Raw genomic sequence first — 14067 nt, forward strand, 5'->3', positions numbered from 1 at the left:
GCTATTTATGCTGTTATGACTCGAATTATGCTACGTCGCCTATCTGCTTAAAGGTTTACTTTATAAATAGGTTCTAATAGTAATTGACTAACAACCAACTACCAATTACCAACTACCAGTTATGTTTTACCCAAAATCACTTGGTTGAGTCCTAAGACTGGAGATGCAAGCGCTGCTTCTTCAGTAGATAGAAACTGTTTCATCAACTCGTTTAGTAATGGATAAGTGATGTTAGCAATATGTCCGTATTTATAAGCACGAACGATAGTTTGATACCAAAGCAAGCAACTTTCTCGCAGGCGATCGAGGTCGCTACTCAACACAGTTGTGGCTGTGTAACGTATCATATGTTTCAGATCGCGTTGGCAGGTTGAAACATTGAGCTTATTGTTACCTTGCCCAAACAGATTCTCGTTAGCAGCCCACTTTGCCTCCAACTGACTGAGAACTTCTGCCTCAGCAGCTTGAATTTTCTGATATGCACTTACACGAGAATCAAGAGACTCAATGTAATCTTTAAGAAACTGAAGTTCTTCTGAAGTAGCGTAGCGACCGTCCGCTTCTACGGTCAAGCGGGCTAACTGACTCAACATAAACTTTTCTACTCCTGGGCAATAATATTGACAACACTATTCGGTTTTAGCCTTGCTAGATATGAATTGCTGAAATTACTATTCTGCAATGTTTCTACAATCCAAAATCTGAAATTCAAAATCTGAAATCCAAAATCTAAAATCTAAAATGGTATGGCGCTTAGGTATCGCTGGCATGATTTAGATATTCGGTAACCTCACTACGAGTATCTTGAAGTTGAGTAATCATCGAACGGGTAACCAACTTACCTGCTTCCACGAGAATTCTACCGTCTAGAGGGTGAAGGATATTTTGTTCTGCCCGCGTGCCAATGAGAGACTCAATATCATCAATTGCACTGACATACGTACCAGAAGGTAATTCAACGACTACGCCTTCACCAATCACTAAAGCTTGACAAGCGAGGCGAGAATTATTGTTAGCAGAAGTAATGACCTCAATGGTACGCCGTTCGCGTCGGCTAGGTGAAGACAAGCCTTCCATGCCACTTTTGATGTAAACATGACAGGTAGCACACATTCCTCGACCGCCACACTCATGTAACACATTCAGTTCATTTTTTAACAGAACAGATAGGATGTTGCCATTCGTTTGAATGGAAGTTTCTTCACCGATTGGTTCTAGTCTGACAGTCTTTGCCATGTTTTCCTAATTGGCTAATTGCTAATTACTTCATTAATTGGAACTATTGCAGAGTCGGTGCATGATAATTTCATGCTCTTGCTGTTCTTCTAACCAAGCATCAGCTGGTTTGATTCGTTGTGCTAAACCTAGAACAAAGTGATTGTACTCAGCTCCTAGAGATTCGCAGGTTGTTTGCAGACAGTGGAGTTCTCGACCTGTCAGTTGGCTGAAGAAAGCACGGAGGATACCTGCTTCAAAGTGACATACTGGTCGTTTGCTTTGGGGTGCTTGCTTGGCGTAGGGAGAATTCTGAGTTTTCACCACCAAAAATCCTTGTTGGTAGTAGCTCAAATCTAATTCAAAAGTTCCCCAGCCATGAGCTTTCCAACACTGTCTGAGACACTGGGTAAACTCAACCATCTCCATTTCGTTGATCGGCTTGGAGTAGTACTCGCTAACTTGTTCGATAAACCGAGCGTAGAAATTTTTGCCCCACCAGCGTCCGCAATTAGCAAGCACTACACCGGAAGCTTGACCTGTTTCTTGGTTAAGCGCGGTATAAATCGATTGAATCAGCGTGTCTGGAATTGCTATGAGGCGATCGCCGTGGCGATTTTCCAGTAAACCTGATTCAAAATCACCCTGAATGTAGGCATCAAAGGCAAAATAATTTCCTGGTAAGCGTTCGTCTTTGATTAAATCGGCGACAGTAATCATGATTTTGTCTGTTGCTTCTGCTTGTTTGATAGTGAGTTATGCTGACGAGTGATACTTATGCTGGCACTGTGGCTGCACTACAAGTTCCCATGACAGCTTGTTCCACTTGAGCTAAGAACGGTTGCAGCAGAGCCATTTGTTCCTCAGCCAAAATTTCTGGCAGGCGAGTTATGAGGAACTGATAAAGGGTTGTATCAATGCCTTGTGTTTGGTGAACTTGAATGATGTCCGTCAGCCATTCCAGCAAACGATGTTGGAGAAACATGGGATTATTCAACAGCATTGCCATTGCACAGTAACGTAGCGTTCCCAGCCAATTTTTTAAGGCGCGTTCGATGGTTTCTTGTTTGTGTTGGGGAAAAGCTACGAGCAGTTGGTCGGCGATCGGTTGAAAAATGGCAATTTCGTTATCCCGCAGCACTTCATAAACTTGCAAGCGTTGGGCAAAGGATGAAACATGATGCTTCAAAGCAACTATTTCTTCTAGCCTAAGATAGCGTTCTTCAGCATCATCAAGTATGGCTCTGATTTCTGGGTACATAAATTTGCAGCTTTAGAATAGATCTGATAAGTCTGAAAAGGTCGGTTCGGGAGCTAAAGGTGGCGGTAGCTTAGTCGCAGACTTGGGCAGAGTTCCAATTTCTGGATTCCCTTCCCAAGGAAGATACCCAAAACAATCTCTGACTCGTTGTTTCATTCGGGCATAAGGGTCTAGTTGTCCCCAGTTAACATCCTCAACTGGTCGCCCTTGCCAATTGCAATGGCTGAAGAATTTTTTGACGGAAAGCCGCAACCAAGCTGCATGAGGATTGGCGATGGGAGTAAAATGCTGTAGCGGCGATTGATTTTGTAGTGGCGCTGGAATCGGCGCATCGCTCTTAGCAGGCTGTTGTCCTCCTTCCCAACCGCAAAGCCGCAAGAATTGTTGAACTGTCAAGCATTCCCAAGAAGAGAGGAATTCCTCGCTAAGTTGATGTTGCGGGTAATCGGCATCCTCAATCTCTTGTCCGTCCCAGTTACAAGAGTGCAAAAATTGCTGTACCGATTGGCACAGCAAAGCATTTCGATTCCTCATCCTAACCGTTCTCCATGACGCAGCCGCTTTTCAATATCGCGAGCTGTAGCACCTTCGTTGTGCCAGAAGGCAGCAGCATCAATTCGGTCTTTTGTACCCAAGAGGAATTTACAGTATGTTTCTCCCATTGAGTAGCACTGAATTTCAATGCAACTCAAGGTTTTTTTAACGAGATCGCTGAAGAATCCAGCAAATAATCCCGCATAGATATGACAAACTGGTTTACCAACATCGCCCAACGTTCTAGCTACGGCAGAATCGAAGATGTTGACGAACATGAACCCGTTTTTATGGTCGCTCATATCGACTTCCCAGTTGCCCCAGCCTTGAGCGGTGAAGGGCCACCACCATGCTTCTAGCATGTACAGGGAATTGACTTCTTTGACGTTCTTGCCATATTCCTGCTCAAACCACTGTTGAAAGAATTTGGCATCCCTGATTCCCCACTCGAAGCCAATGTTGTACATCAAGACTGTAGAAGCACTACCGACTTCTTCTTCCAATCCCTCAATTAATCCTACGATGAAGTCTTCTGTGGCAAATAGATGGCGCTGGTCGTGCCAATCGGTGACAATGCCCGTGTTCGGTTGAAATTGGAAGTAGTCATCAAAGCTGTAATGGTCGTGCTTCTGGGGATACTTCTTCTTTAAGGAATATTCTGCTTGTGTACCTGGTTTTGAGTGAGTAGAAAAGAGCAAATTGTCGGACGAGATAACCATTTAAAAAATACTCCTATGCATGAAAAATCGGGTGATTCTTCCGTGTAGTTTCTAGCGCGAGGCTAACTTTTTATAGCGTTAAAGCCTACAAAGTTCCCTGTTTTACATATTTAACTTTTATATTTAACTGTGCGTCAGTTAGGCGAGCATCCTTGAATTCACTGATTTTTCTATTAATTTTCTGTAATATTAGGATGATTACGCGATCTTACGGAATACAGTTATCAGTTATTGTCGGGGTAGGTATGAAGCACAGATTTACTCGCTAAGGCTGTCCATCTATTTGCTAAACCCGCCCGTACAGTTATCAGTTGTTAGTTGCCAGCGATCGCCTAATTTTGCTGTTTGGTGGAAGATGACTATACTTGCTGCATAATTATTTTTGTAAATTCTGTTTGTTGAGTGCTTCAATTAAAAGTATAGATTTTCGACGAAACTGTTTCTGCATTTGTATGGATATTTTTATTTATGATTTTAAATATTTCAATTCAAGTCAATTTCAATTAATTTTTGACGGGATACCAAGCCGGATTTAATTTTAATTCGAGTTTTTGGGATTTTAAATTTTTTAGCTAATAGTTGAATTAATTCTTGGTTAGCTTTACCATTTATGGGCGGAGATTTCAAATGAACCGTTAAACTGCCATCAGGTTCTTCTTTAATAGCTGGATGCTTGGAATTTGGTGTCACTTTAACTTTCTTCTGCATTTTCTTTCGTCTCTAATTGCCGCAACCACAACCATCCTAAAAAACAGCCTAATATATACTAGGGAAAGTTCCACCAAGAAAAGATGGAGCCGAGTCATGCCTGCTCTAAGAGAGTAGAGCAGCTCTTTTCCAACAGAGAAGGAGGTCACAATAAAAGAAAGCCCATCGTAGAAACGACGAGCATTGAAATAGTTATGTATGTGGTTTGAGTAGAGTTCGGTAACATGGACTCAAAACTAAAGGTAAGCGGCGATCGCAAATATTAGCTTACCTCAAGAATAGATATTTGCTAACTATGGTTCCGAACGGCTACTGTTGCCAATTACAGCAATTTTATGTCGATAGATTAGCTCTGCGCCATACCAGCCGGACAGTCCTAAAAGTGTTGCAGTAATGAGTGAAAGTGTCAAGCCTGTAGGCAAAATAGCCCCTACTACATTGTTAAGCCGGAGTAAGAGATTAATACCCGTCAAGACAATAATAGTAATGTTGAGAACCAAATGCGCCAAACCAGCAGTACGCTTACGCACGCGATCGATTCTCAAGAAGTCCATCAAACCTGTCAGGGCTGCTGGTAAAGTCGTGGCAAACCCAGCCACTACTAACCAAAAAGATGCTCTTGCCCAGAAAGGGTCTTTATTCAACCAATAGACTGCATCAGTGACAGCCAATGCCAATAGAAAAGCGATCGGTAAGGTCACAAGCAATGGGTGGATCGGATGACCCAACACTGCCACTGTACTAGGTATACCAGGATCGCGGTATTCGCGCTCGTCATTCTCAATCAGGGCAGGAATGTCAGGATATGGTGGCGTTCCTGTTTTTTGTTGTGTGTCCATAAGAGTGAGTGGTTATGGGGAGCCAGTGCGTTGCGGGAGTTACCCCGTTATAGCAACTGACGTTTAGGGGTTAGGGGTTAGTGCTAACCCCTAATACCTCAAATTACAGGTTATGCTGATGGAATTTGCGTAACATTAGCCTCTGCAATTAGGGCGATCTTTCCTGCTTCGACCTGTAAATTTTTGATACGGAGGGAGATCCCTTCGAGGTCAAAGTTGCTCAGATTCAAAATTTCACTGGTTGCATCTACTAAAGCCTTAGTTAACTCTGGAGATTGTGCTTGTTCGTCTCCATATTGCACGTCTTTTAAGGTGACAGTTTGCCCTCCAGATGCAACTTCCGGTACGGCAGTAAAAGCTACTTGCTTTGTTTCGTTAGTTTCCTGCAAGCGGATGTTGGCATTCAGGGACACTTTTCCTTCACCTGGTAGTTGGAAATCTACCTGCTGCGGAACTACGGTCATCTGTTGCCCGTTAATCTCAATTTTTGTGGCTTGCAGTTGCTGACGGATGTACTCGGAGTTGAAAGCACGATTGATGTCTGCTGCTGTCAAAACCACGCGAGCCTTACCTTGGGTTGGTTGAGTAAGTTCGATTTTACCCATTGCCGCACTGAGGGGGTTAATGGCAACGCTATCCACCTGCATATCCATCTTTTCTACTCGCAGGTCTTTTTGCATCACCATTCCTTCACCTGCGATCGCCACCGAGTCTACTTGTCCTTGCAATGCTTTGAGCGGATCTGTTTTAATGTCTACATCTAACTTTTCTACTTCATCGAGTTGACTAGACAATCCGATTTCTGCTGCTTTATTCAGCGCTTGTTCTCCCAATCCTTGTTGTTCTGACATCCGAATCTTATACCCTTAGTTTGCTCCTCTTGAGTCAATCTAACGATTTGTCAAACGTTGTGTATCTGTCTTGTGGTGGAGGAGATTCTACGTTGAGTCAACCTATATCAAAACGTCAGCAGATTTTTAGTCAATAGACAAATCTTCCTTAAACAAATTTTAATTTTTTCTGCTTGAGAAAGCCTGACAAGAAATATCACCTATAAGCCGAATTAATTAGCTATCTCTGAGCCTTTTTCCACCTTTTGACTGGTTTTTTCTAACTATGCTACCGATCCATCAAAAGAAAGATGGAATTGGGCAATCTGCGTGACAACCTAAAAGATGTAGCCGATACATCCAAAAATCTTGAGAGGAACTGGAAAAGATGGTCGTAACATTAGACGATACCAAGCGTTCTGCTATTGCGGTTAAACTAGCTGACGTGAAAGCTCTACAAGAGTTAATTATTTCTAACGAAGAAACACTGCTAGGACAAATCAACGATTCGGAAATTCAAAAGCGGCTTCAAGAAATGCTCGATTCCGATCGCAAGAACTTGGGCGTTATTGAGACTGTCATCGTACAATATGGCATTCAGGGAGAACCCAGAAAGGTTACACAAGAGCTAATCGAAAAGACCAAGCAAATGATGCAAGGGTCTGAATTGTCTTTGTATGACAAGTTCGCTCAGCACGAACTGCTCAAACACGGACAAGCAATGACTGGTATCATGCTGCACAAAGCTGCTCAAGTCGTAGGTGCAGATGTCGATATAGCGTTCGGTCCTTTGAATACAGTTAACTTTGAAAACAGAGCGCACCAAGAACAACTCAAAGGGATCTTAGAGCAAGTTGGGACTCGCGAGCTGACTGGCAAGGATGCAGACCAAGGGCTGTGGGCGCGCGTACAAGATGCGGTTGCGGCTTTTTCTGGCGTAGTCGGTAGTGCCGTTACCCAAACTTCTGATAAGAAGGATATGAACGTCCAAGATCTGATTCGTGCAGATCACAGCAAAGTGAATACACTGTTCACCGAGTTGTTGCAGAGTGACAATCCTCAGAAGATCCAAGAGTACTTCGGTCAAATTTACAAAGATCTGTTGGCTCATTCGATCGCAGAAGAGGAAGTAGTCTATCCTAGAGTGCGTGCTTTCTATCCAGAAGACAAAGTTCAAGAACTCTACAGCGAGCAAGCTGAATTCAGAACCAAATTAGATGAGATTAAAGCGATCGATCCTTCTAATTCGCAGTTCAAAGATAAAGTTAAGCAACTGATGGATGCTGTGGGCGATCACATTCGTCAAGAAGAGTTCGACATGTTTACCGCAATTCGTAACAACCTCAGTAGCGACCAAAGCGAGCAAATGGCTAGCGACTTCAAAGCTGCTAAAGCCAAAGCGCAACAAGAAATGGGCGTTGTCAGCTAGGCTGATGCGGTAAGACCACAGATTAATTTTAGTGGAACGTAAATTTAGTAGGGGCGCACAAATATGCGCCCCTACTTTTAATCGACTTATGACATTTCAACGGAGAGGGTGGGATTCGAACCCACGTTGAAGTTGCCCCCAAACAGCATTTCCAGTGCTGCGCCTTCAACCACTCGGCCACCTCTCCAGGTGTCGCGATCTCCCATCATACAATAGAAAAGAATATTTTCAAACCAATCTAAAATCGTGTCACTTGCTCTAACGGATGAAACCTCCGCAAGGCAGTGGCTCCAAAATCTAAAATTCAAAATTGCTTATGACACATACAATTCGGATACACGATCGCGCCAACGGTACAATTCATACTGTCGAAGTCCCCGCAGACCAATACATTTTGCGATCGGCAGAACAACAAGGGGTAGAATTACCATTTTCTTGCCGTAATGGTGCTTGTACGACTTGCGCTGTCAGAGTGTTATCGGGAGAAGTGTATCAGCCAGAGGCAATGGGACTTTCACCAGAATTACGCGATCGCGGTTATGCTCTGTTATGTGTTAGTTATGCTCGTTCTGACATGGAAGTAGAAACCCAAGACGAAGATGAAGTTTATGAACTGCAATTTGGGCGTTATTTTGCCAAAGGTAGAGTTAGGTCGGGATTACCTTTGGATGAGGAATAGTCATCAGTTATCAGTTATCAGTTAGTGAGTAGTAGTTTCTCCCGTGTCTTCCTTGTCTCCCTTGTCTTTCTCCCACTCTTGTTTATTCAGGGTTGTCAGTTTCGTGCGATCGATAACGGAATGCCAGCGCAGGTTGTGCGTGTAGTCAGCGGACAAACTCTAGAAGCCATAAGTAGAGGGGAGGCTTTCAAAGTGAGACTTGCGGGAATTGAAGCCCCAGATATCCAGCAACAGCCTTGGGGACACGCAGCTAAACAGCAGCTAGAAGCAACGGTCAACGGCAAGACAGTTACCTTAGAACTTGACGGACAGCCAGATAAATTTGGGCGACAGTGGGCTTATGTGTGGCAAAATGGCAAATTGTTGAACGAGCAACTACTGAAAGAGGGATATGTTTTGTGGGATGGGCGATCGCGCGATCGTAAGTATGACGATCGCTTGGAAAAAGCACAAGCCTGGGCAAGAATCATGGGGCGTGGCGTGTGGGATGTGAAACAACCAATGCGGCAAACCCCGACTGAATTTCGGCAAATGGCGGGAGTCGGGGAGAAGAGGGATAAGGAAGACAAGGGGGACAAGGGAGAATATTGACAAATGACAAATGACAAATGACAAACGATCGACAACTCCAAACATTCTTAGATGTTGCTACAGAAGCCGCCTTAGCTGCGGGTGCGGTTTTGCTGAGCTATTTAGGTAAGTTAGAAGAAGTTAGAGAAAAAGGACGGGGTGGAGATTTAGTAACTGCTGCCGATAAAGCATCAGAAGTGGTAGTTTTAGAAGTCTTACAGCGGCATTTTCCCGATCATGCCATTCTAGCGGAAGAATCGGGCAAGCAGGGGAATGCAGACAGCGAATTTTGTTGGGCGATCGATCCTTTAGATGGAACGACAAATTTCGCGCATCAATATCCTTGTTTCGCCGTGTCAATTGGGTTATTAGTGGCTGGCGTTCCACAGGTTGGAGTCATTTTCGATCCTTATCGTGATGAATTGTTCCGAGGGGCAAAAGGGGCGATCGCGACCTGTAACCGCAAACCTATAAGCGTTTCAACCACAGCCGAACTGAGTAAGTGTCTTCTGGTAACTGGTTTCGCCTACGATCGCCGCGAAACAGCTGATAATAACTATGCCGAATTCTGTCATTTGACTCATCTGACTCAAGGAGTCAGGCGCAGCGGCGCAGCAGCTTTAGACTTAGCTTATGTTGCCAGCGGGCGCATCGATGGCTACTGGGAACGGGGAATTTCTCTGTGGGATATTGCTGCTGGAATTGCCATTCTCAAAGCAGCAGGGGGTCAAGTCAGTGCCTATGATGGTAGCCCAATCGACCTAGCAACTGGCAGGATTTTAGCCACGAATGGACTAATTCATTCAAGTCTCAGCCAAGAATTACTTCAAGTGCCACCACTCTCAACTTGGAGTCATTATAATCCCTAGCCACAATCTGGGAATTATTAGATTGGTGGTGATAATTAAACCACGCTAATACCACATTCCAGCGATCGTGCAATAGGCAGAGGTGAGACAAAAACATATGTCTTTTAAGATTGATGGCGGATTATTTTTATTTGACTTCACAGATTGCCATGCAATTTTGGGCGTTCCAATTGATGCCGACTTTAAAGAAATTCGCAAACGCTATTTGATTATTGCTCGCTGCTTACATCCCGATACTTGCACGGCTAAAAGTATTTCAGATAAACAAGCGGCAAATCATATTCTGTCTAAGCTTGTCAATCCCGCTTATAAAAAATTATCCCAGGATTACAGTCGTGTTGAATACATGGTGATGCTGCGGGAGATGGGCAAGCGGTTAGCTCAGGAAACAACCAGCATTTCGCTCAAAAACGAACTATCGATCCAGCTTCAACACAGCACAGATATCGACCAAGTCTATCAAAAAGCGATCGCTGAAGTGACAAAACAACAGTATGAATCTCTCGAAAGAATTATCCCTATAATTAGTCAAATCAGCGAATTAAACCTAGTCTACTTAGGGCGTAAAGGTGGTACTGGATTTATGGTTGCTAGAACGACTGTGCCATCTGTGGTTCCCAACCAACATTCTCGACCGGCAGCATCTTCGCCTCCCCCAACTGAGCCAGAGTCACCTCCATCGCCAGCTGAACCCTATCTTCGTCGCGCCCAGTCTTTAATGGAAAAGAATCTCTTCGCCCCAGCGAGTGTAGAGCTAAAAGATGCGCTGAAGCTAGAGCCAAATAATAGTCGCTGTCATAGCTTAATTGGCACGGTTTATTTGAAGCAGAATCAGGCTACTATGGCTAAGGTACATATTAACAAAGCCCTACAATTAGACCCTAAAGATCCGATCGCCCTAGAAGGAAAACAACTGTTAGATCGGCTAGCGAGTAAAGCTGGCACTCAAACAGCCACTTCTGATAAAACTGCATCTAAAACTGCGTCGAAAAAACCATCAGAGCCATCTGGAAGTGGGGGAATGTTTGGCGGTCTATTTGGAGGCAAGAAAAAATAAACAAAAATCAATGGTCTACCAATCACCTGCGGGAGCAAGAGATTTATTACCCTTAGATGTGGCTCAGAAACACTGGGTCGAAGAACGGTTGCAGCAGGTATTTCATCGTTGGGGCTATCACCGCATCATTACTTCAACTCTCGAACGGTTAGATACGCTGATGGCTGGAGGAGCAATTCAGCGATCGACGGTGATCCAAGTTCAGGATCGCGAGGAAGAATTGGGGTTGCGTCCAGAATTGACAGCCTCGATCGCTCGCACTGCTGTAACTCGGATGGCAGGAGCGACCTTTCCGCAACGCCTCTACTACAACGCTAACGTCTTTTGTCGCACGCCCGATAGCAGTCACAACCGCCAGTTGGAGTTTTATCAAACTGGGGTGGAGTTGCTGGGTAGCGAAGGATTGCTGGCTGATGCTGAGGTGTTATTACTGCTGGCTGAGTGCTTGAATGAATTGGGCTTACACAACTGGCAGCTGATTCTGGGCGAAGCGGAAATTACCCAATCACTATTGGCTTCTTTCCCCGCATCTGGGCGCGATCGCGTTCGACAGGCGATCGCTCACCTCGATCGCGTCACGCTCGAAACTCTACCTTTAAGCGAAGATCTACGAGCTAGAGCTTTAATGATGCTCGATTTGCGCGGACATCCCGCAGATGTATTGCAAAAAGTCACAAAATTAAGTTTAGACGCACCACAACAAGCAGCTTTACACCGACTCAAATCGCTAGTTGAGATTTTGGATCGATGCTTTAGTGCAGACTCAAACCAAAACTCGCAAAGCTTTCCAATCATTTTAGACTTGAGCATGATTCGCACCTTTGACTATTACACGGGGATCGTGTTTGAAGTCATCGGTAATGCAGTTATTGGCGATACAACAGCTCAACCGCAAATTTTAGGACAAGGAGGTCGTTACGACCAACTTTTAGGACTGTATCATCCTCAAGGCAAAACGGTTCCTGGGATTGGCTTTGTCCTCAACACGGAAGATTTACAACAAGCCTTGCTGTCTGCCGATCGCCTACCGCAAGCCACACCCGCAAGCGATTGGCTGGTTGTCGCCCGATCGCCAGCAACTTACGCGGCTGCTTTCGCCTATGCAGAAAAGTTACGCTGTACTCCTGGGTTGCGAGTCGAAATGGACTTAGGCGATCGCCAACCAGAGGAAATCCGCACCTACGCCCGCCAGCGCCGCATCCAACAAATTGCTTGGCTCAAAGATGACGGTTCCGCTGAGATTGAAACGCTGAAGAGGGAGCAGGGACGAGCTGGGAGCAAGGAGTAGGGAGGACAAGGGAGACAAGGGAGACAAGGGGGACAAGGAAGCAGAGGGACAGAGAAGAATTCACCAACTACCAATTACCAATTACCACTCAATGAATCTAATTCTGGCGCTAGATTTTGGTGGAACTAAACACGCGGCGGCGGTGGTAGCTTCAGGAGAAAAACACCAGTTGAGTGACAAAAGGGTTTTTTCACCGCCAAATCCTCATGCTCAATCCGATCTAGAGATAATGTTGAGTCTGGCACGGGAACTGTTAGCAGGTAGAGAACCAAGGGCAATCGGTGTCAGCTTTGGTGGACCTGTGGATGCTACAAGCGGTAAAGTCAGACTGTCGCACCACGTCAGCGGATGGGAGAATATACCTTTACAGGAGATCCTAGAGCGAGAATTTGGCGCTCCTGCCAGTGTGGACAACGATGCTAATGTTGCAGCTTTGGGCGAACATCGCTATGGTGCGGGGATGGGTTATAACAGTTTGCTCTATATTACTGTCAGCACGGGTGTAGGTGGAGGCTGGATTCTCAACGATCGCCCTTGGCGGGGAATAGAAGGAATGGCAGGGGAGATCGGACATGTAGTCGTCGATCCGACTGGTCCTGTTTGTTTGTGCGGTAAGCGTGGATGCTTAGAACGACTGGCTTCTGGTCCCTACATCGCCCAACAGACCAAGGATCGGTTAAATTTACATCCAGATAAAGGGAAGCTGTTGCGATCGCTTTGTCACGATAACCTAGATGAGATAACGGGACTGATGGTCAGTCAAGCCGCTACCCAAGGAGATAAAATTGCGATCGAGGCATTAGAAACAGCTGGTTGGGCTTTGGGAGTAGCGATTGGCAACGTCGCCAACCTCATCAATCCCCAACGGTTTATTTTAGGTGGTAGCGTCACCAAAGCAGGCGATCGCTTTTGGAATGCTATCCACCACATAGCGCGAGCCACAGCATTACCCGAAGTCCACTTCGAGATCGTCCCCGCCGCCTTGGGAGATAAAGCGCCACTTTGGGGTGCAGTCGCTTTAGCAGAAGATGTACTGATGAGGGAGCAGGGACGAGCTGGGAGCAGAGAGCAGTGACCAGGAGAAAGAGAGCTGAGGAAGCTGAGGGAGCCCAGGGAGCTGAGGGAGAAAAAATTACCAACTACCAACTACCAATTCCCCACACCCCACACCCCATACCCTACAACCTGTTCATCACACCCCACACCCCACACCCTTTCTTCACTGATAACTGATGCACGGCTACATTTCCCCGAATCGATTTTTTCCCTATCTTTCTTGGGCTGACATTCAAAAGATGCCGGATAAAGAAAATGTCGTCATCATTCAACCTGTAGGGGCGATCGAACAACACGGTCCCCATTTACCGTTAATTGTGGACGCTGCAATTGGTACGGCAGTTTTAGGCAAGGCATTGTCCCAATTAAGCGATCGCATTCCCGCTTATGCCCTACCACCCTTGTACTACGGTAAATCGAACGAACATTGGCATTTTCCTGGCACGATTACCCTAAGTGCGTCAACTTTACTTGCGACTTTAATTGAAGTTGCTGAAAGTATTTACCGTGCCGGATTTCGCAAATTCGTGTTGATGAATTCTCACGGCGGACAACCCCAAATTATGGAAATTGCCGCACGGGATTTGCACGTCAAATATGCAGATTTTCTCGTATTTCCCCTCTTTACTTGGCGAGTTCCCCACATTGCCGGAGAGTTACTTTCCGATCGCGAGAAAGAGTTTGGGATTCATGCCGGTGATGCTGAAACTAGTGTGATGCTGTCGATTTTACCAGAACAAGTCAAAATGGAAGCGGCTGTGACAGAATACCCTCACGGCTTACCTGAAGATAGTCTGCTTTCAATGGAAGGGAAATTACCTTTTGCTTGGGCAACCCGCGATCTGACGCAGACAGGAATTTTAGGCGATCCGACCGTAGCGACAAAAGAAAAAGGCGATCGCATCCTTGCCTCGGTCGCTGATGGTTGGGTTCGAGTCATTGCAGACATCTATGCCTTTCAGCAACCACAAGCTTGGAAGCAGTAAACGGTTAGCAAGCGATTGTCAAGATAG

At 45.4% G+C, this 14067-nt stretch carries 19 protein-coding genes and 1 tRNA gene; 9 read left to right on the top strand and 11 right to left on the bottom strand.

Annotated elements, in window-relative coordinates; genetic code table 11:
• Positions 1-119: 119 nt before the first annotated feature.
• The 9 genes from DSM107010_RS26425 to DSM107010_RS26470 all read right to left on the bottom strand — a co-directional run bounded on the left by DSM107010_RS26425 (position 120) and on the right by DSM107010_RS26470 (position 6127).
• Entirely contained in the window at positions 120-593 is a 474-nt protein-coding gene (locus DSM107010_RS26425; RefSeq protein WP_106171632.1) for a globin family protein, read from the bottom strand.
• Positions 594-753: 160 nt separating this feature from the next.
• Positions 754-1236 (bottom strand): 2Fe-2S iron-sulfur cluster-binding protein, encoded by a 483-nt coding sequence (locus tag DSM107010_RS26430; protein ID WP_106171630.1) that lies wholly within the window; start codon positions 1234-1236, stop codon positions 754-756.
• Between the two features lie 33 nt (positions 1237-1269).
• The gene (locus tag DSM107010_RS26435) at positions 1270-1935 is read right to left on the bottom strand and encodes a V4R domain-containing protein (RefSeq protein WP_106171628.1); all 666 of its coding nucleotides are present in this window, start codon (positions 1933-1935) and stop codon (positions 1270-1272) included.
• A 55-nt stretch (positions 1936-1990) separates the two neighbouring features.
• Positions 1991-2476 carry a globin family protein gene (locus DSM107010_RS26440; protein ID WP_015152442.1) on the bottom strand — a complete coding sequence of 162 codons (486 nt, stop codon included), beginning with the start codon at positions 2474-2476 and terminating at the stop codon, positions 1991-1993.
• A gap of 12 nt (positions 2477-2488) precedes the next feature.
• Positions 2489-3010: a hypothetical protein gene (locus DSM107010_RS26445; RefSeq protein ID WP_106217467.1), complete on the bottom strand. Its 522-nt coding sequence runs from the start codon at positions 3008-3010 to the stop codon at positions 2489-2491.
• On the bottom strand, positions 3007-3729 hold the full coding sequence (locus tag DSM107010_RS26450) for a V4R domain-containing protein (RefSeq protein WP_106217466.1): 723 nt from the start codon (positions 3727-3729) through the stop codon (positions 3007-3009). Before DSM107010_RS26450 ends, DSM107010_RS26445 begins: the two co-directional genes overlap by 4 nt.
• A gap of 483 nt (positions 3730-4212) precedes the next feature.
• Positions 4213-4437: a DUF167 domain-containing protein gene (locus DSM107010_RS26455; RefSeq protein ID WP_127024300.1), complete on the bottom strand. Its 225-nt coding sequence runs from the start codon at positions 4435-4437 to the stop codon at positions 4213-4215.
• 293 nt (positions 4438-4730) lie between these two features.
• On the bottom strand, positions 4731-5276 hold the full coding sequence (locus DSM107010_RS26465) for a DUF2231 domain-containing protein (RefSeq protein ID WP_106166190.1): 546 nt from the start codon (positions 5274-5276) through the stop codon (positions 4731-4733).
• Between the two features lie 110 nt (positions 5277-5386).
• Positions 5387-6127 (bottom strand): LmeA family phospholipid-binding protein, encoded by a 741-nt coding sequence (locus DSM107010_RS26470; RefSeq protein WP_015152437.1) that lies wholly within the window; start codon positions 6125-6127, stop codon positions 5387-5389.
• A 367-nt stretch (positions 6128-6494) separates the two neighbouring features.
• On the opposite strand from DSM107010_RS26470, the gene DSM107010_RS26475 reads away from it, so the two are divergent.
• Entirely contained in the window at positions 6495-7535 is a 1041-nt protein-coding gene (locus DSM107010_RS26475) for a hemerythrin domain-containing protein (RefSeq protein ID WP_015152436.1), read from the top strand.
• A gap of 100 nt (positions 7536-7635) precedes the next feature.
• On the opposite strand, the gene DSM107010_RS26480 is transcribed toward DSM107010_RS26475, so the two are convergent.
• Positions 7636-7722, bottom strand: a tRNA-Ser gene (locus tag DSM107010_RS26480).
• Positions 7723-7851: 129 nt separating this feature from the next.
• Between DSM107010_RS26480 and DSM107010_RS26485 the strand changes: the two genes are divergently transcribed.
• On the top strand, positions 7852-8214 hold the full coding sequence (locus tag DSM107010_RS26485) for a 2Fe-2S iron-sulfur cluster-binding protein (protein ID WP_015152435.1): 363 nt from the start codon (positions 7852-7854) through the stop codon (positions 8212-8214).
• Between the two features lie 21 nt (positions 8215-8235).
• Here DSM107010_RS26485 and DSM107010_RS42450 read toward each other — a convergent pair whose 3' ends face one another.
• Positions 8236-8370, bottom strand: coding sequence for a hypothetical protein (locus tag DSM107010_RS42450; RefSeq protein ID WP_255409948.1), 135 nt, complete (start codon positions 8368-8370; stop codon positions 8236-8238).
• A 36-nt stretch (positions 8371-8406) separates the two neighbouring features.
• On the opposite strand from DSM107010_RS42450, the gene DSM107010_RS26490 reads away from it, so the two are divergent.
• The 7 genes from DSM107010_RS26490 (at position 8407) to DSM107010_RS26515 (ending at position 14040) form a co-directional block, all read left to right on the top strand.
• Positions 8407-8805 (top strand): thermonuclease family protein, encoded by a 399-nt coding sequence (locus tag DSM107010_RS26490; RefSeq protein ID WP_199755768.1) that lies wholly within the window; start codon positions 8407-8409, stop codon positions 8803-8805.
• Between the two features lie 17 nt (positions 8806-8822).
• Positions 8823-9653: an inositol monophosphatase family protein gene (locus DSM107010_RS26495; protein WP_106166189.1), complete on the top strand. Its 831-nt coding sequence runs from the start codon at positions 8823-8825 to the stop codon at positions 9651-9653.
• Positions 9654-9750: 97 nt separating this feature from the next.
• Positions 9751-10710, top strand: a complete 960-nt coding sequence (locus DSM107010_RS26500) for a J domain-containing protein (RefSeq protein WP_015152432.1) — start codon at positions 9751-9753, stop codon at positions 10708-10710.
• A gap of 10 nt (positions 10711-10720) precedes the next feature.
• A complete protein-coding gene (locus DSM107010_RS26505; protein WP_106166188.1) occupies positions 10721-11998 on the top strand; it encodes an ATP phosphoribosyltransferase regulatory subunit in 1278 nt (425 codons plus the stop codon).
• Positions 11999-12089: 91 nt separating this feature from the next.
• Positions 12090-13073 (top strand): ROK family protein, encoded by a 984-nt coding sequence (locus DSM107010_RS26510; protein WP_106166187.1) that lies wholly within the window; start codon positions 12090-12092, stop codon positions 13071-13073.
• On the top strand, positions 13070-13231 hold the full coding sequence (locus DSM107010_RS38750; protein WP_158631867.1) for a hypothetical protein: 162 nt from the start codon (positions 13070-13072) through the stop codon (positions 13229-13231). The genes DSM107010_RS26510 and DSM107010_RS38750 overlap by 4 nt, the downstream gene beginning before the upstream one ends.
• Complete coding sequence (locus DSM107010_RS26515) at positions 13231-14040, top strand: creatininase family protein (protein WP_106166186.1); 810 nt, start codon at positions 13231-13233, stop codon at positions 14038-14040. The genes DSM107010_RS38750 and DSM107010_RS26515 overlap by 1 nt, the downstream gene beginning before the upstream one ends.
• The last annotated feature ends 27 nt before the right edge of the window (positions 14041-14067 follow it).

The sequence above is a fragment of the Chroococcidiopsis cubana SAG 39.79 genome (genome assembly GCF_003991895.1).
Lineage (GTDB): Bacteria > Cyanobacteriota > Cyanobacteriia > Cyanobacteriales > Chroococcidiopsidaceae > Chroococcidiopsis > Chroococcidiopsis thermalis.